Genomic DNA, 17,320 nt, shown 5'->3' on the forward strand with positions numbered 1-17,320 from the left:
ACGCGGCCGGTGTCTTGGTGATTGCATTTCTTGTGTTTCTTTCCTTGCTGTATCTGAAAGGACACACCAAACCTTTTGGAGAGGAGTTTCAGCTTGAGCGGCTGCATTCATTTTTGGAAAAATGGGACAGTGACACGGATAGTGGACTGGCTTTTCTGAGGGATAAGCGATTCTTTTGGTACCAAGAAGAAGACAGCGACCAAGTTGTTTTCCAATTTGCCCAAGAGCGCAACGAAATCGTGGTCATGTCTGAGCCAATCGGAAATCCCGATGCTATAGACCAGGCGATTGTTGCCTGTTTAGCACAAGCCAAGGAGGCCAACTTAGAAGTGCTTTTCTATGAAGTCGGACAGGAAACGACCTTGACCCTACATGAACACGGCTATGAATTTATGAAGTTTGGTGAGCGTGCTATGGTGGATTTGGTGCAATTCAATATCGACGGTAAACACGGACGAAAATACAGGGCAGTCATCCACCGATTGGAAAAACAAGGCTATGCCTTTCAAGTCCTCCAACCGCTCTTTGATGATAAAATGCTGACAGACTTGAAAAATATATCCGATTCTTGGTTGCAAAGACGTCAGGAAAAAGGTTTCTCGCTTGGTTTCTTTGCAGAAGATTATCTACAAGAAGCTCCGCTTGCACTAGTGACCAATGCGGATAAGGAGCTGGTCGCTTTTGCTAATACCATGCCGGGGCGTCATGACAAGGTAGGCAGTGTTGATTTGATGCGATATGATAGGGAAAATGCACCCGATGGGGTGATGGACTATCTCTTTGTCAATCTCTTTCTTCATTTTCAAGCCCAAGGCAAGCATTCCTTTGACCTCGGCATGGCCCCTCTAGCAAATGTAGGACAGTTGGAGAGCAGTTTCCTACAAGAACGAATCGCCTTTTTCATCTATAACTTTACCAATCGTTTTTATTCCTTTAGTGGTCTACGTGCCTACAAATCTAAGTTTAATCCAAGCTGGCAAGCAAAATATGTCGCCTACCCCAAACGTTCGTGGCTGGTGATCAATATGCTGAGCATTTACCAGATTGATAACCGTCAGGTGGAGATGGAGAAGGAGTGAATAGAGAGAAAAGGGGTGTTTCCTTGTAAGAACATGCCATTTTCAACTATGTTATAATGAAGATAATACAAACGAATCTGAAAGGACCTCTATGACAGTCACAGGTATCATCGCCGAATTCAATCCCTTTCACAATGGGCATAAGTATTTGCTGAAGCAGGCTCAAGGGATCAAAATTGTTGCCATGTCGGGCAATTTTATGCAGCGGGGGGAGCCTGCTATTGTTGATAAGTGGACGCGCGCCCAGATGGCGCTGGAAAATGGAGCCGACCTCGTGGTCGAGCTCCCTTTTCTGGTTGCGGTGCAGTCGGCGGATTATTTTGCCCAAGGAGCCATAGACATTCTAGCAACGTTAGGTGTGGACAACTTAACCTTTGGTACCGAGTCGGTCCTTGATTACAACCACATTGGAGATATCTATGTGGAAAAGGCTGAGGAGATGACTGTCTTTTTAGAAAATCAGCCCGAGCACCTATCTTATCCACAGAAAACGCAGGCCATGTGGGAGAAGTTTACGGGGATTCAATTTTCTGGCGATACGCCAAATCACATTTTGGGGCTTGCCTATACCAAGGCAGCAAGTCAAAAAGGTATCCGCTTGAATCCCGTTCAGCGGCAGGGTGCTGGTTATCATTCCAAGGAAAAAGAAGTCGAGTATGCTTCGGCGACCAGTATCCGTCAGCATAAGGCGGATAGGGACTTTGTCCAGAGTTTTATGCCTAGCGCAGAGCTGTTTTTGGAGAGTCCGCAAGTGTCTTGGGATAATTATTTTTCCCTCCTCAAATACCAAATTCTCACCAATGCTGATCTGACGCAAATTTACCAAGTCAATGAAGAGGTTGCAAATCGGATTAAATCCCACATTCGCCATGTGGAAAATGTGGAGGAATTGGTGGATAAAGTGGCGACCAAACGCTACACGAAAGCGCGTGTGAGACGGATTTTGACTTATATTTTGGTCAATGCTGTGGAAAACTCGCTCCCAGAAGCCGTTCGAGTCCTCGGATTTACAGAAAGAGGGCGTCAGCACCTCAAAACTGTGAAAAAATCTATGGAAATCGTCTCACGAATAGGAGCTCAACCTTGGGATGACTTGACCCAACAAGCCGATGCTGTCTACCAACTGGGAGATGAGAGAATAGCCGAGCAGACATGGGGGCGTGTGCTGGTGAGGGGAAAGTTAATAACTAATATTTTAAAATAGTTTTAGAAATGGTAAAATAATATTAAGTTACTATAAAGGAGATATTTATGGATACTCAAGCTCTTCAATGGACATTTGTTTCAGAATGTGCCATTCCTAATGACGTTACTAATCTTTTGCTTCCTGGCGAAGATGCGGTTGCTGCTTATAAAACGATTCGTGACAGTGCTATTTTTACGACTAAGCGCCTCATTGTTCGTGACGCTCAAGGGTTGACTGGTAAAAAGGTGGAAATTTACTCACTTCCGTACTCATCAATCAATATGTGGTCATCTGAAAATGCAGGATTATTAGATTTTAATTCTGAAGTAGAATTATGGACAAGAGCTGGACATATTAAGATTCAGTTGAAAAAGGGCGTGGATATTCGTCGATTTGATAAGCTCATTGCACAGGCTTTGCTGGATTAAAATGATAACTTCCCCCTTGACCCTCACGTTACGTGATAGGCTATACTCCTATAGAGAGGTAAACGATGAAGACAGTTCAAGAGATGAGTCGGCTTTCGGGGATTAGCGTGCGCACGCTCCATTATTATGATGAGATTGGTTTATTTGCGCCTACTTTTGTGGGGGAAAATGGCTATCGCTATTATGATGATGAGTGCTTTGTTCGATTGCAGGAGATTCTCCTCTTTCGAGAGCTGGAGTTTCCTCTTAAAAAAATAAAAGAAATCATGGATAGTCCAGACTATGACCGAAGCCAGGCTTTGGCGGACCAGATTCGTTGGTTGGAGCTGAAAAAAGCTCACTTGGAAGCTGTCATTGATCAGGCGAAAGCCATGCAGAGAGGACGAAAAATGACTGATTTTACAGCCTATGATCAAACAGAACTAAATGCCTTTCGAGAGGAAGCAAGAGCTCGTTGGGGGCAGACATCAACCTATCAAGAATTTGAAAGCAAGCATAGTGCCAGCGATTTTTCAACAGTACCGCAAGTAATGAACCACATCATGGCAGACTTTGGAAAACTCAAGGAATTGCCGGTGGAAGATGCTCAGGTGCAAGCTCAAGTCAGGGCTTTGCAGGAATATATCACGGCAAATTTTTATACTTGTACCGATGAAATCTTGGCAAGCCTGGGACAGATGTATGTGGCAGACGAGCGTTTCACGAAGAATATTGATCGTGCAGGTGGTCAAGGCACCGCAACTTTTATCTCACAGGCCATCGCTCTGTATTGTCAGGGCAGTTAGACAAAAATAAATCCCACAGAGAGCGAACTTTCTGTGGGTTCTTTTTTATAGCATGCCGAGAGCTAAGTTGTAAATGATGGCACCGATGATACCGCCTACGATTGGTCCAGCTACTGGGATCCAAGCGTAAGACCAGTCAGAGTCTCCTTTGTTTGGAATTGGGAGTATGGCGTGCATGATACGAGGACCGAGGTCACGCGCTGGGTTGATGGCATAGCCTGTTGTTGGGCCAAGTGAGAAACCAACGGCAAAGATGACAAGACCAACGATAATTGGGCCAAGGCCTGCGGCTACCTTGTTAGGACCGATAGCCATAATGGTCATGACAAGAACAGCTGTTCCAAGTGCTTCTCCTAAAAAGTTTGAAGGAGTATGGCGGATAGCAGGTCCAGTTGAGAAACTAGCCAAAATCAAGCCTTTGTCTTTTGTTTCACTCCAGTGAGGGTAGTAGTGGAGATAGAGGACAAGAGCGGCTAGCATGGCGCCTAAAAATTGGGCGATGATAAATGGAAATACTTGGCTCCAAGCAAGTGCGCCGATAGAAGCCATGGCAAGTGTTACGGCAGGATTGAGGTGGGCAGGGCCAAAGAGTCCAGATACGTAGACGGCAACGGTACAAGCAATGCCCCAACCAAGGACAATAGCTGTCCAGCCAGTCCCTTCTTCCTTGGTCTTGCTGAGAATGTTCCCTGCGACAACCCCGTCTCCGAGGAGAACCAGGATAAAGGTTCCTATAAATTCACCGAAAAATTGAGTCATGATAATCTCCTTTATTTATTGATAGTGAGTTCATCAAGTTGTGCCTTGACGCTATCGAGGTCTGCACCAGCTTGCAAGAGAGCAGCAGCAGTGTAGGTTCCTTCAACGATTGGGACAGAATTGATGAGGATGGTTTTGTCTGAAAAGTCAGCGACTAATTCCAAGTTCATCTTGGCAGAACCTAGGTCAAAAAAGGCGAGTAGGGTGTCTTTTTCATTTTGCTCTACTACGGCTTGAACTTGGTCAAATGATGTGCCGATGCCACCATCTTCGGTCCCGCCGACATAGGTGATGGAGACATCTTTTGCCACTTCTGAGATGAGGTCAATGACGCCTTGCGCAATGTTTTTTGAGTGTGAAACGACAACAATACCGACATCAGCCATTTAGATACCTCCGACTTCAAGTAATGATTTAAAGAGTAGACCAGATGAGAGTGAACCTGGGTCGATGTGCCCAATCGAGCGCTCACCCACATAGGAAGCACGACCTTTTGTGGCTTTCAAGTCTTTTGTAGCTTCAACCAGCTCATCAATCAGCGCTTCAGAAAGAGTCCCCTTTTTAGCGGCTGTGACCACACCAGACCAGACATCGACCATGGTTTTTTCATTGACCTTTGCTTTTCCTCGTTTTTGAATCATTTCAAGGCCGCTAGCTAGGACGTCTGCGATGGGAGCGCCGGCTTGTTCCGCCTTGGTCATGCCCATAAAAGCAGAGCCATATAGAGGACCAGAAGCGCCTCCAACCTTGCTTAAGAGCTGCATAGAGACCATTTTTAGGACATCGGCTGCGCTAGCAAAATCAGTATCGAGATTTTCTACGACACTTGCCATGCCGCGTGCCATATTGCCACCATGGTCTCCGTCTCCGATAGGAGTGTCGAGCTCTGAGAGGTAGTCTTTGTGTTCTTGGATTTTCGCGTTGAAAGTTGTCATCCAAGCTTTAGCAGTTTGTACATCCATTGTGTTCTCCTTATCCCCAAGCAATAGTAGTGACTGGACTTTCAAGGGCAGCACGCCAGTCTTCATTCTCTAACTGAATCAAGGTCAATGACAAGCCAGCCATATCAATAGAGGTCATGTAATTGCCTAATTTTTTGTAGGTAACAGTCACTCCTTTTTCAGCCAAGAGTTGAGCCACATCATTGGCAAATATGTATTGTTCCATAAGAGGTGTAGCGCCCAGGCCGTTGATGAGAAGTCCGAATTTATCGCCAGCTTTGGCGCTAAATGAGTCAACCAGTTTTGTGACGAGTTCTTGGGCTAATTCGTGAGAGCTTTGCATTTTTTCCTTGTGGTAGCCGGGCTCTCCGTGGATACCGATACCGAACTCGATTTCGTCTTCTTCAAGGACAAAACCTGGTTTACCTACTTCAGGAACAGTTACGCCGCTGAGTGCGAGACCCGCAGTGTGAATGTGTTTGACTAATTCGTCTGCGCAAGCTTTGATGTCTTCAAGTGATTTGCCAGCGCGAGCCATTTCCCCAAGAATTTTATGAACAAAGATGGTACCAGCCACTCCGCGGCGTCCTTGGGTATAAAGGCTATCTTCCACAGCAATGTCGTCATCCACAATGACACTAGCAACTTGGATGCCTTCCATTTCAGCCATATCTTGCGCCATTTCAAAATTCATGACGTCGCCAGAATAGTTTTTGATGACCATGAAAACGCCAGCGCCTTCGTCAGCTTCTTTGATAGCCTCAAAGACTTGGTCAGGTGTTGGAGAAGTAAAGACAGCACCGCAGACAGCTGCAGAGAGCATACCGTCACCGACAAATCCAGCGTGAGAAGGTTCGTGTCCACTTCCGCCCCCAGAGATGATGCCGACCTTACCAGTTTTTTCAGCATTGCGCGCGATAATGTCAAATCCGTCCACACGATGCACAAGGTCGCTATGAACAAAAGCTAGTCCATTTAGCATTTCAGGGAGGACGTCAGTTGGTTTGTTAATGATTTTTTTCATGAGAATAACTCCTTTGTGATTTTTACAGTTTTATTATAAATCTTGTAAGCCTTTTCTGGAATGGACAAAAGAGAAGTTCTGTCCGCTTTGAAATGGTTTTCAATCACCGGAAAACGTGATACACTAAAGGAAATCAATTCGTATAGATAGGAGGAAAGAATGGTCTCCTCGTTGATTACAAAAAAGCGGATTGCAAAGGCTTTTAAAAAGTTATTTGTGACCCAACCTTTCGATAAAATTTCGGTTCGGGATATTATGGAAGAGGCAGGTGTGAGACGGCAGACTTTCTACAATCATTTTGTGGATAAGTACGAGCTGCTGGAATGGATTTTTCAGACCGAGTTGCGAGAGCAAGTGACGGATAATCTGGACTATATATCTGGGATGCAATTGCTCACCGAGTTGCTGCATTTTTTCCAGAGCAATCGGGAATTTTATAAGAAACTCTTTGACATTGCAGATCAGAATGATTTTTCTTCCTACTTTGAGGGCTATTGCCAGCAATTGATTGACAAATTGATAGCGGATTACCGTATTCGAGAGTTTGAAGTAGCTGAAGAAAGAGAGTTGTTTGTCACCTATCATAGTCTGGCTTTGGCCAATCTCATCAAGCATTACCTCACTTGCTCGACGGGCTATTGCCAGCTAGATAGTCAGGCAATTGTGCAATTGATTACGACGTCATTAGAAAATTATTAGGTAGAGACTTATGGTACAGGTATGTAATAAAGGAATGGATTTTGTTTTGGAAAATATCGAAGCCATCACAAAAATCAATCCCCATCTCAAACAAATTGGAAATTTACCGGCGATTTATCATCAAGGGGTGTCAGAGCAGCAGATTCCCATCTTATCAGGCGGAGGGAGTGGCCACGAGCCAGCTCACTTTGGCTATGTCGGGCAGGGAATGCTGACAGCGGCGATTAGCGGTCCGATTTTTGTCCCACCGTGTGCTGCAGATATTTTGGAAGTTATCCGTTTCTTGGATAAGGGCAGGGGCGTTTTTGTCATCGTCAAAAACTTTGAAGCAGACTTGAGAGAGTTTTCGCAGGCCATTCATGCGGCGCGTGCGGAAGGAATTGCTGTCAAATACGTCGTGTCCCATGATGACATTTCCGTAGAGACAGCCAGCTTTCAATTACGGCATCGAGGGGTGGCAGGGACGATTTTGCTGCACAAGATTTTGGGAGAAGCGGCAGCTCGTGGCGCTAGTTTGGATCAATTAGAAGCCTTGGGCTTGCAGCTAGCGACTTCTATGGCTACACTGGGTTTTGCCACAAAACCAGCTACTATACTGGGGGACAATCATCCCATGTTTCAGCTGGAGGAAGGGTATATTTCCTTTGGAATCGGCATTCACGGCGAGCCGGGTTATCGGACAGTTCCGTTTGACTCCTCAGCTGCCTTGGCCAATGAGCTCATCAATAAACTAAAAATGAAACTGAAGTGGCAGGATGGGGATGCCTATATCCTACTCATCAACAATCTCGGTGCGACTTCTAAGATGGAGGAGCTGATTTTCACCAATGATGTGCTGGATTTCCTCGCCTTGGACGACTTAGAGATGGCCTTTACAAAGACAGGGCATTTGATTACCAGCTTGGACATGGCTGGTTTGTCCATCACGCTTTGTCGTCTGCAAGATGCCAAGTGGCTGGACTATTTACAGGCTCCCACAGATGCCTTTGGTTGGTAAATGAAGTTGAAAACATCGTCTGTTTAGCGGGCGGTGTTTCTTTTTTAAAAAAGGTCAAAAATAGTCAGTCAAAACTATTGACCTTTACTGACTAATGGAGTATAATGGGTACATAAGGTCAAGAAACCTTAGTTGAAAAGAAAAGTTGGAGGTGGCTGACATGAGAAGTCATTTCATTTTTGAAGAAAAAGTCAGTTATAGTCAGAACTATGTTACTGAGCCTGAAATTATTCCGAGACAGGCAGGCTTTTATTTTTAGACAAAAAGGTCAGTAATAGTCAAAAGGGGAGAACACAATGAACAACAATTTTAATAACTTTAACAATATGGACGATATTTTCAATCAACTCATGGGGAATATGGGCGGCTATCGTTCTGAAAATCGCCGTTACCTCATCAATGGCCGCGAGGTCACACCGGAAGAATTTGCGGTCTACCGTCAAACTGGTCAATTACCACAAGAAGACGGGGCGCAAGCCATTTCCCAAAAACAAGGGCAAGTCAAGCAAGATGGTATCTTGGCCAAGCTGGGAACCAACTTAACGGAAGAAGCGCGTCAGGGCAAGCTTGATCCTGTCATCGGACGCAACAAGGAAATTCAAGAAACGGCTGAGATTCTTTCTCGTCGGACTAAGAACAATCCTGTATTGGTCGGTGATGCGGGTGTCGGCAAGACTGCCGTTGTCGAAGGCTTAGCACAAGCCATTGTTGCAGGCGATGTGCCAGCGGCTATCAAGAATCAAGAAATCATCAGCATTGATATTTCTGGCCTGGAAGCGGGCACTCAGTACCGTGGAGCTTTTGAGGAAAATATTCAAAACTTGGTGGAAGAAGTCAAGGCGGCGGGCAATATTATTCTTTTCTTTGATGAAATTCATCAAATCTTAGGCGCGGGCTCGACTGGTGGTGATTCAGGTTCCAAGGGCTTGGCAGACATGATTAAACCAGCTCTATCACGGGGTGAGTTGACGATTATCGGGGCTTCTACACAGGATGAATACCGCAATACCATTTTGAAAAACGCAGCTTTGGCTCGTCGTTTCAATGAGGTCAAGGTCAATGCCCCATCACCAGAAGATACCTTGGAAATCTTGAAGGGCATTCGCGCTCTTTATGAAGAACACCATAATGTCATCTTGCCAGACCAAGTCTTGAAGGCAGCGGTCGATTACTCTATTCAGTACATTCCGCAACGGAGTTTGCCAGATAAGGCTATCGATTTGGTAGATATGACCGCAGCACACTTGGCAGCGCAACATCCTGTGACAGATGTCAAGTCCATCGAAGGTGAGATAGGGCATCAAAAGAAACTGCAAGAAACCTATGCTGAGCAAGAAGATTATGAGCAAGCTCTTAAAGCTAAAGTTCGTATCGAGGAGTTGCAAAAGCAGATTGAAAACCATACCGAAGACAAAAAAGTAACCGCAACAGTCAACGATATTGCCCAATCAGTTGAGCGCTTGACAGGCATCCCTGTTTCTCAAATGGGTGCTTCTGATATCGAACGTCTCAAGGAAATGGCCACTCGTTTGGAAGGGAAAGTGATTGGACAAGACCAGGCTGTGGAAGCAGTAGCGCGTGCGATTCGCCGTAATCGTGCGGGCTTTGATGATGGCAATCGTCCAATCGGCAGCTTCCTCTTCGTTGGTCCAACAGGTGTCGGTAAGACCGAGTTGGCCAAGCAGTTGGCACTGGATATGTTTGGCACCAAGGAAGCTATTATCCGCTTAGATATGTCCGAATATAGTGATCGGACAGCAGTTTCTAAGCTGATCGGAACGACAGCAGGTTATGTGGGCTACGATGATAATTCCCATACTCTGACTGAGCGCGTGCGCCGCAATCCTTACTCGATTGTCCTTCTGGATGAGATTGAAAAGGCGGATCCGCAGGTCATTACCCTCTTGCTCCAAGTGCTGGACGACGGCCGTTTGACAGATGGACAAGGCAATACCGTTAACTTCAAGAACACGGTGATTATCGCAACTTCAAACGCTGGATTCGGGCATGATTTTGCTGGAGAAATGGCAGAGCTACCAATCGTGGAACGCATCGCACCATACTTCCGCCCAGAATTTCTCAATCGATTCAACGCTGTTATCGAATTTACCAAGTTGAGTAAGGAAGACCTCGGCGAAATTGTAGACCTCATGCTTAAGGAAGTCAATCAAACCTTGTCGAAGAAAGGTCTGGATTTGACAGTTAGCGACGAGGTCATTCAACACCTAATTGAAGAAGGTTATGACGAAGCAATGGGGGTACGTCCACTCCGTCGGGTCATTGAAAGTCAAATCCGTGACAAAGTCACAGACTTCTACCTTGACCACACAGACGTACAACACCTCAAAGCTGAATTGGATAATCAAGAAGTTCACATTTGTGTAGCATAAGTGAGAGGATGTTGGGAAGACTCACATAAGTTTAGATAAAAATTGCATGAAATTCTTTGTTTCAAAACATTAATTTCATGCGATTTTTATAGTGTAAAGTGCAAACGAGCTCAAACTTTCCTTTACAGATTTGGTGCGTATTATTCTTGCGTATCGGAGTCCTTTTAATTATTATTGTGGTAGATTACAATTATATCTCTATGAGATGTTTTTTATCTTCAAGTGGCTAACTTCATTTTAGAATTTTTCTTCATGTGCTTAGAGTGATATTCTTTTGAAAACGCTTGACAGGAAATGAAGGAGATGATAAAATTAAAGTGTTCTCAGATGTGATTACTTCGGGTAAGCAGGCTAGAGACATAACAATCAGAGTATTAAAGGATGTTATCACAACTTTGTGAGCAGGGACCTATTCGAAAAGTGCTTTTTGGGCAACTTTTGGATGGGTCATTTTTTATTGTGATATAATGAAGGACTAGGACTTTTATGATTATAAAGCGAGTTTTAAACCATAATGCAGCCATTTCGACTAACCATCAAGGTCTAGACATTTTGTTGATGGGAAAAGGCATTGCATTTAAGAAAAAAGTTGGAGATAGTATTGACGTCCATGCTATTGAGACATCATTTGTTTTAAAAAACAGTGACAACATGAACCGATTTACGGAATTATTTATTACAGTTCCGCCAGAAGTTGTGGCATGCTCGGAAAGGATTATCAATCTAGGTAAAATTAAGCTAGGGAAGATGCTGGACGAGATTCTCTATATCAATTTGACGGATCATATCCATTCTGCCATCGAACGGCACGAGCAAGGGATGCTCATTCAAAATCCCTTGAGGTGGGAAATTCAGCGGTATTATCCGGATGAATATGCGATTGGTATCAAGGCGCTCGAGCTGATTGGGCGTGATTTGGGGATTTCTCTTGCGCTTGATGAGGCAGCCTTTATTGCGACGCATTTTGTCAACGCTGGCTTGGATAATCCATTTAATGAGCCCCAGAAAATCACGGAAATTGTGTCTTCTATCGAGCAAAAAGTGAAGACAACCTTTAAGACAGAATTGGACGAAGATTCGATTGACTATTATCGTTTTATGACTCATGCCAAGCTGTTTGCACAACGGGTCTTGTCAGGAACAACTTACGACGATGATGATGCGGATTTACTCTTGGTTGTCAAGGCAAAATATCCTAAAGCCTACCAATGTGTCAAAGAAATCGGTAAGGATATGGCACGAGACTATCATTACCAGCTGAATGCAAGTGAACAATTGTATCTAACTGTACATGTGAAACGGTTAGTGAAAAATTTAAAGGAGACTTAATATGACTTATAAAGAAACTGCCAAGGCTATTTTAGCTGCTGTTGGTGGCGAAATAAATATTCAACGTGTGACACACTGTGTGACGCGTCTACGTCTCGTCCTTAAAGATGATGAACTGGTGGATGACCAGAGTGTCAAAGCCGTTCCAAACGTGATTGGCGTGATGCGCAAAAACGGCCAGTATCAAATTATTTTGGGAAATGATGTTAATAATTATTATCAAGCCTTTTTAAGCCTAGGGCATTTTGACAATCAAGATGAAGCCCATCCTTCAAAAGCAAAAGGTACTATTATTGAGCGCTTGATTGAAACAATTGCGGGAGTGATTACACCGCTTATTCCAGCCCTTCTTGGTGGCGGAATGCTCAAAGTGGTGGGCATCTTGCTTCCTATGCTTGGCTTAGCGAGTGCGGATTCTCAAACCGTTGCCTTTATTAACTTCTTTGGCGATGCGGCTTATTATTTTATGCCTGTGATGATTGCTTATTCAGCAGCAGCGCGCTTTAAGGTGACACCTGTTTTAGCAGCGACGGTCGCAGGGATTTTATTGCATCCTTCCTTTGTCGCAATGGTAGCAGAAGGTAAACCGTTGGCTCTATTTGGAGCACCAGTTACTCCTGCTAGCTATGGCTCATCTGTTATTCCGATTTTGATCATGGTTTACTTGATGCAATACATTGAAAAATGGGTCAATCGTTTAGTTCCAAGCGTGATGAAGAGTTTCTTACAGCCAACCTTAATCATTTTGATTTCTGGCTTTTTGGCCTTAGTGGTTGTCGGTCCTATTGGTGTGATTATCGGTCAGGGGTTATCCAATACCATGCTCGCTATTTATCATGTAGCTCCGTGGTTAGCTCTAACTATTTTGGGAGCGATTATGCCACTTGTTGTCATGACAGGGATGCACTGGGCCTTTGCACCAATATTTTTGGCCGCTTCGATTGCGACACCAGATGTATTGATTTTACCAGCAATGTTAGCTTCTAACTTGGCTCAAGGAGCAGCAGCTATTGCCGTAGCTTTCAAGGCGAAACAAAAACAAACACGTCAAGTTGCCCTTGCCGCAGGGATTTCAGCTTTGCTAGCGGGTATCACGGAACCTGCACTTTATGGTGTCACACTGAAATTTAAAAAGCCACTCTATGCAGCCATGATTTCAGGTGGTCTGGTTGGAGCTTTTATTGGTTTTGTCAATCTTGCTTCTTATACCTTTGTTGTTCCTTCTATTATCGGTTTACCACAGTACATCGACCCATCAGGTGGAGCTAATTTTACAAATGCTTTGATTGCTGCAGCTGCGACGATTGTATTAACATTCATTTTGACTTGGTTCTTGGGAATTGAGGAAGAGTATCCAAAGCAAGTAAGTGATGCAGCAGACATTTCTCAAGTTAAGAGTGGTTTATCGACTAAACAAACTCTATACGGTCCGATGGTAGGTGAGATGCTTCCTTTGGCAGCCGTTCCTGATGAGACCTTTTCTTCCAAGTTATTAGGAGAAGGTTTTGCTATTTTGCCAAGTCAGGGAGAAGTTTATGCTCCTTTTGATGGCGAAATCATCACATTTTTCCCTACCAAACACGCTATTGCTTTGAGAAATGAAGCTGGTGTAGAAGTCTTGATTCATGTCGGTATTGATACGGTTGAGTTAAAAGGAGAAGGTTTCGAGCAGTTAGTGTCTGTTGGTGATGTCGTGAAACGCGGTCAGCCACTTTTGCGAATGGATACTGATTTTATTGCTTCAAAAGGCTATTCCCTCATCAGTCCTATGGTCGTGACCAATTCGGCTGAGCAGTTGGAGATTATCATTCAAGATGATAAAAAAATGGTAAGCAAAGAGGATGCTTTGTTAGTAATTTTATAACATAAAAGGAGAAAAGAATGGGAGTTTTTCCAAAGGATTTCTTATGGGGCGGCGCAGTGGCAGCCAACCAGGTGGAAGGAGCGTTTGAGGCAGATGGAAAAGGTTGGTCCGTACAAGACGTCCTTCCAAATGGTGGGCTAGGAGAATTTACAGACAGTCCTACCAGCGATAATTTAAAATTAGAGGCGATTGATTTTTATCACCGCTACAAAGAAGACATTGCTCTTTTTGCCGAGATGGGCTTTAAAGTCTTTCGAACTTCCATTGCTTGGTCTCGTATTTTTCCAAACGGTGACGATGACCAGCCCAATGAAGCAGGTTTGCAATTTTATGATGACTTATTCGACGAGTTGTTGACATATGGCATCGAACCCTTGGTAACCTTGTCGCATTATGAGACACCTCTGCATTTGGCCAAAGCCTACAATGGTTGGACAGATAGACGTCTGATTGGCTTTTTTGAGCGCTTTGCTCAGACAGTCATGGAACGTTACAAGGGTAAAGTCAAATATTGGTTGACCTTCAATGAAGTCAACTCGATTTTGCACATGCCCTTTACCAGCGGTGGCATCATGACGGAAAAAGAACAGCTGAGCCCGCAAGATTTATACCAAGCCATCCATCATGAATTGGTAGCATCTGCTAGTGTCACAAAACTAGCGCATGAAATTAACCCTGATGTTAAAGTTGGGTGTATGATTTTGGCGATGCCTGCTTATCCAATGACCTCTGATCCGAGAGATGTGCTTGCTGCGCGTGAATTTGAAAACCTTAATCTTTTATTTTCTGATATTCATGTTCGCGGAAAATATCCTGCCTACATCAATTCTTATTTTAAAGAAAATGGGATTGAGATTATTTTTGAAGATGGAGATAAGGAATTATTGGCGCAACATACGGTTGATTTTCTATCCTTTAGCTATTACATGAGTGTCACACAGGCCCACAATCCAGAAGAGTATCCTACTGGTGAGGGAAATATTTTAGGCGGTCTGGTCAATCCACATTTAGAATCTTCGGAGTGGGGTTGGCAGATAGACCCAATTGGTCTGCGTCTGGTTTTGAATCAGTACTATGACCGCTACCAAATTCCTTTATTTATTGTTGAAAATGGTTTAGGGGCAAAGGATCAGCTGGTGCCAACCGCAGATGGCAGCATGATGGTTCAAGATGATTATCGTATCGACTACATGAAGCAGCACCTCGTTCAAGTTGCCAAAGCGATTGAAGATGGCGTTGAAGTCATGGGCTACACTGCTTGGGGATGTATCGATTGTGTCTCCATGTCAACAGCCCAATTAAGCAAGCGTTATGGCTTGATTTACGTTGACCGAGATGATGATGGCAGAGGCAGCTTGACGCGATACAAAAAACAATCATTTGATTGGTATCGACAGGTCATTCAAACCAATGGAGCTTGTCTTAATGGGGATTCTATTGAGTAAGATTATATCTGAAAGTCTTGTAACTTTCCTTAAATTTTTGTTTCGTTATAAAATGTGACGTACTTGATATACTATCTTTATTAAGTTTTCGATAGAAAGTTTTTGAAGTATAGATATCTTGGTCACTATGTAATAAGACTTAAGATTCTAAATCTAATTAATTAAGTGTCTCCAGTCCAAAAGTATTGCCGTATGTATCTGAAGAGGAAACATACTACCAGACCATGTTCATATGTTAGTGAGTATTCCAATACGAATCGGTGTGTCTTGCTTTTTTATGGGATTGTTGAAAGGAAAGGGGGCTCTGATGATGTTTGACAAACACATCAATCTCAAATAGAAATTTGGCAATTGCCATTTCTGGTTATATGGGCTTGTTGGCCTTGTACAAACCGCCCGTTTTCACGGATAGTTATGACTTACTTTTATGAGCAATTTGGAGGTAAAAAATGGCGAGCGCCAAGAAGAAATAGGGGATAAATCCACTTCTTAAGAGAGCGAAGGGGAGTTCAAATAAGAAGGATGCCCAAAAGTGATAACCTTGTCTTTCCCATAGACCGGGTGTGAGAAACCAACTTGTGGGGTTCAGCAGTTGGTAGCCGTGCTGACGAGCAGTAGTCGTTTGAGAGATGTAAAAAATTAAGAAAATCGTGAAATAGGTATAGCAGTAATGTTGGTAACGTTTGTAGAAAGCCTTGGTCGACTCTTCGTCTGAAAAAATGACATCTTCCTTAGCTTTTTCAGTTTTAAGAAAATACTGGGTTCCGCTATAGCGACTTCCAGCTACATGCAGCCAGCCACTATCTGTAAACAGCGTCAGGTATTCTTGGTAAGCCTCTTTTGTGAAGTATTCATGAAAATCAAGTCGAACAATCGCAGACTCCGGACTTGTGCTAGGTTGGAACTGGTAGGAGCAGAGGAAAGGATTGACCTTGGTCAAACGATAACCTTGGGCTTGCATGTCATTGATCCATTGTTCTTCGTCCTGTAGAGAGGTAAAAATTTTGTGTTTTTTCATGGTAGACTCCTAGAAATGTAATTTTTCAGCAAGTTGGCTCAATTTACGAATGCGCTCGGTTTCGAGCTGGAGAATTTCCCGACCGCTAGTTGTAATCTGGTAGACCTTGCGACGTTTGTCTTCGCTAGGGACAGAATGGATCCAGCCGAGTTTTAAAAGATTTTCAATGGCTCCGTACATGGTTCCGGCTGCGATTTTGACATCTCCTTTGCTCAATTCTTCTATATCTTGCATGATGGCGTAACCGTGTGCGGGCTCGAGTAATGCTAGTAAGATATAGTAGGTCGTTTCCGTTAAGGGCAAGTATTTATTTCGTTTCATAGGAAATATCTCCTTTCTATACAGTTTAACTTTATAGTTCTATTGTATATCGTTGGACTATACATGTCAACTGTATAGTGAAAAATCTTTCCTTTCTTCTCAAAAATCCAAGAATGTGGTATAATAGGGCAGTCTGAAATTAGTTCTGCTATTTTCAAAATAAGAAAAACATCATATAAGAGGTGAATCCCATGGGACGTAAATGGGCCAATATCGTAGCTAAGAAAACAGCTAAAGACGGTGCAAACTCAAAAGTTTATGCAAAATTCGGTGTAGAAATCTATGTAGCCGCTAAAAAAGGTGATCCAGATCCAGAAAGCAATGCAGCGCTCAAATTCGTAGTGGATCGTGCCAAGCAAGCACAAGTACCACGCCACGTTATCGATAAAGCCATTGATAAGGCTAAGGGAAATACAGATGAAACCTTCGTGGAAGGTCGTTACGAAGGATTTGGACCAAATGGTTCTATGATTATCGTGGATACCTTGACATCAAATGTGAATCGTACAGCTGCCAACGTTCGTGCTGCTTATGGTAAAAACGGTGGAAATATGGGTGCATCTGGTTCCGTTTCGTATCTCTTTGACAAAAAAGGGGTTATCGTATTTGCCGGTGACGATGCAGATAGCATCTTCGAACTGTTGCTAGAAGCGGATGTGGAAGTGGATGATGTAGAAGCAGAAGAAGGTTCAATCACTGTTTACACTGCTCCAACAGATCTTCATAAAGGGATTGAAGCCCTTCGCGCAAATGGTATTGAAGAATTCCAAGTGACAGAGTTAGAAATGATTCCTCAATCAGAAGTTGTCCTTGAAGGTGATGACTTGGCTACCTTTGAAAAACTCTACGACGCCCTTGAGGACGACGAAGATGTACAAAAAATCTATACAAACGTAGAAGGATTTTAAGATGAAAGACTGGACTTTGTCCGGTCTTTTTTGCATGTCAATCATTTAGGTATTAAAATTTTTTAAGAGTTCTTTAATTCTATATATTTGTCAAGAACTAGTGAAACTGATAAGATAATGACCATACCTATTAAGAAAAGTTTAAGG

At 43.5% G+C, this 17,320-nt stretch carries 17 protein-coding genes and 1 pseudogene; 12 read left to right on the forward strand and 6 right to left on the reverse strand.

Annotation, left to right across the window (positions count from 1 at the left end; all coding sequences use genetic code 11):
* Nucleotides 1-17 precede the first annotated feature (17 nt).
* From J2T50_RS07245 to J2T50_RS07260, 4 genes are all read left to right on the forward strand, one after another.
* Nucleotides 18-1,079: a phosphatidylglycerol lysyltransferase domain-containing protein gene (locus tag J2T50_RS07245; RefSeq protein ID WP_253365218.1), complete on the forward strand. Its 1,062-nt coding sequence runs from the start codon at nt 18-20 to the stop codon at nt 1,077-1,079.
* Nucleotides 1,080-1,170: 91 nt separating this feature from the next.
* Complete coding sequence (locus tag J2T50_RS07250; protein WP_253365219.1) at nt 1,171-2,283, forward strand: nucleotidyltransferase; 1,113 nt, start codon at nt 1,171-1,173, stop codon at nt 2,281-2,283.
* Between the two features lie 47 nt (nt 2,284-2,330).
* Nucleotides 2,331-2,693 carry a PH domain-containing protein gene (locus J2T50_RS07255; protein WP_253365220.1) on the forward strand — a complete coding sequence of 121 codons (363 nt, stop codon included), beginning with the start codon at nt 2,331-2,333 and terminating at the stop codon, nt 2,691-2,693.
* A 65-nt stretch (nt 2,694-2,758) separates the two neighbouring features.
* Nucleotides 2,759-3,478, forward strand: coding sequence for a MerR family transcriptional regulator (locus tag J2T50_RS07260; RefSeq protein ID WP_253365221.1), 720 nt, complete (start codon nt 2,759-2,761; stop codon nt 3,476-3,478).
* Nucleotides 3,479-3,523: 45 nt separating this feature from the next.
* Here the strand turns inward: J2T50_RS07260 and J2T50_RS07265 are convergent, their stop codons facing one another.
* From J2T50_RS07265 to dhaK, 4 genes are read right to left on the reverse strand one after another with little or no spacing between them, the layout of a single operon-like run.
* A complete protein-coding gene (locus J2T50_RS07265; protein WP_253365222.1) occupies nt 3,524-4,237 on the reverse strand; it encodes an MIP/aquaporin family protein in 714 nt (237 codons plus the stop codon).
* An 11-nt stretch (nt 4,238-4,248) separates the two neighbouring features.
* Complete coding sequence (gene dhaM, locus J2T50_RS07270; protein WP_253365224.1) at nt 4,249-4,623, reverse strand: dihydroxyacetone kinase phosphoryl donor subunit DhaM; 375 nt, start codon at nt 4,621-4,623, stop codon at nt 4,249-4,251.
* Nucleotides 4,624-5,199: a dihydroxyacetone kinase subunit DhaL gene (gene dhaL, locus J2T50_RS07275; RefSeq protein WP_253365226.1), complete on the reverse strand. Its 576-nt coding sequence runs from the start codon at nt 5,197-5,199 to the stop codon at nt 4,624-4,626.
* Between the two features lie 10 nt (nt 5,200-5,209).
* Nucleotides 5,210-6,202: a dihydroxyacetone kinase subunit DhaK gene (gene dhaK, locus J2T50_RS07280; protein ID WP_253365228.1), complete on the reverse strand. Its 993-nt coding sequence runs from the start codon at nt 6,200-6,202 to the stop codon at nt 5,210-5,212.
* A gap of 159 nt (nt 6,203-6,361) precedes the next feature.
* Between dhaK and dhaS the strand changes: the two genes are divergently transcribed.
* The 7 genes and pseudogenes from dhaS to J2T50_RS07315 all read left to right on the forward strand — a co-directional run.
* Nucleotides 6,362-6,901, forward strand: coding sequence for a dihydroxyacetone kinase transcriptional activator DhaS (gene dhaS, locus J2T50_RS07285; protein ID WP_253365229.1), 540 nt, complete (start codon nt 6,362-6,364; stop codon nt 6,899-6,901).
* Between the two features lie 10 nt (nt 6,902-6,911).
* Entirely contained in the window at nt 6,912-7,898 is a 987-nt protein-coding gene (gene dhaQ, locus J2T50_RS07290; protein WP_253365231.1) for a DhaKLM operon coactivator DhaQ, read from the forward strand.
* A 296-nt stretch (nt 7,899-8,194) separates the two neighbouring features.
* Nucleotides 8,195-10,288 (forward strand): AAA family ATPase, encoded by a 2,094-nt coding sequence (locus J2T50_RS07295; RefSeq protein WP_253365233.1) that lies wholly within the window; start codon nt 8,195-8,197, stop codon nt 10,286-10,288.
* 486 nt (nt 10,289-10,774) lie between these two features.
* Entirely contained in the window at nt 10,775-11,617 is an 843-nt protein-coding gene (gene licT, locus J2T50_RS07300) for a BglG family transcription antiterminator LicT (protein ID WP_253365235.1), read from the forward strand.
* Nucleotide 11,618: 1 nt separating this feature from the next.
* Entirely contained in the window at nt 11,619-13,481 is a 1,863-nt protein-coding gene (locus J2T50_RS07305; protein ID WP_253365237.1) for a PTS beta-glucoside transporter subunit IIBCA, read from the forward strand.
* Nucleotides 13,482-13,498: 17 nt separating this feature from the next.
* Complete coding sequence (locus J2T50_RS07310) at nt 13,499-14,926, forward strand: glycoside hydrolase family 1 protein (protein ID WP_253365239.1); 1,428 nt, start codon at nt 13,499-13,501, stop codon at nt 14,924-14,926.
* A gap of 208 nt (nt 14,927-15,134) precedes the next feature.
* Nucleotides 15,135-15,263 (forward strand): annotated as a pseudogene (locus J2T50_RS07315) (transposase); the annotation flags it as partial.
* Nucleotides 15,264-15,338: 75 nt separating this feature from the next.
* Here J2T50_RS07315 and J2T50_RS07320 read toward each other — a convergent pair.
* Both J2T50_RS07320 and J2T50_RS07325 read right to left on the reverse strand, forming a co-directional pair.
* Nucleotides 15,339-15,944, reverse strand: a complete 606-nt coding sequence (locus J2T50_RS07320; protein WP_253365241.1) for a DUF2812 domain-containing protein — start codon at nt 15,942-15,944, stop codon at nt 15,339-15,341.
* A gap of 9 nt (nt 15,945-15,953) precedes the next feature.
* Entirely contained in the window at nt 15,954-16,265 is a 312-nt protein-coding gene (locus tag J2T50_RS07325; RefSeq protein WP_253365243.1) for a PadR family transcriptional regulator, read from the reverse strand.
* 191 nt (nt 16,266-16,456) lie between these two features.
* On the opposite strand from J2T50_RS07325, the gene J2T50_RS07330 reads away from it, so the two are divergent.
* Nucleotides 16,457-17,173 carry a YebC/PmpR family DNA-binding transcriptional regulator gene (locus tag J2T50_RS07330; RefSeq protein ID WP_253365245.1) on the forward strand — a complete coding sequence of 239 codons (717 nt, stop codon included), beginning with the start codon at nt 16,457-16,459 and terminating at the stop codon, nt 17,171-17,173.
* Nucleotides 17,174-17,320 lie beyond the last annotated feature (147 nt).

The organism is Streptococcus gallinaceus (assembly GCF_024170225.1).
GTDB classification, from domain to species: domain Bacteria; phylum Bacillota; class Bacilli; order Lactobacillales; family Streptococcaceae; genus Streptococcus; species Streptococcus gallinaceus.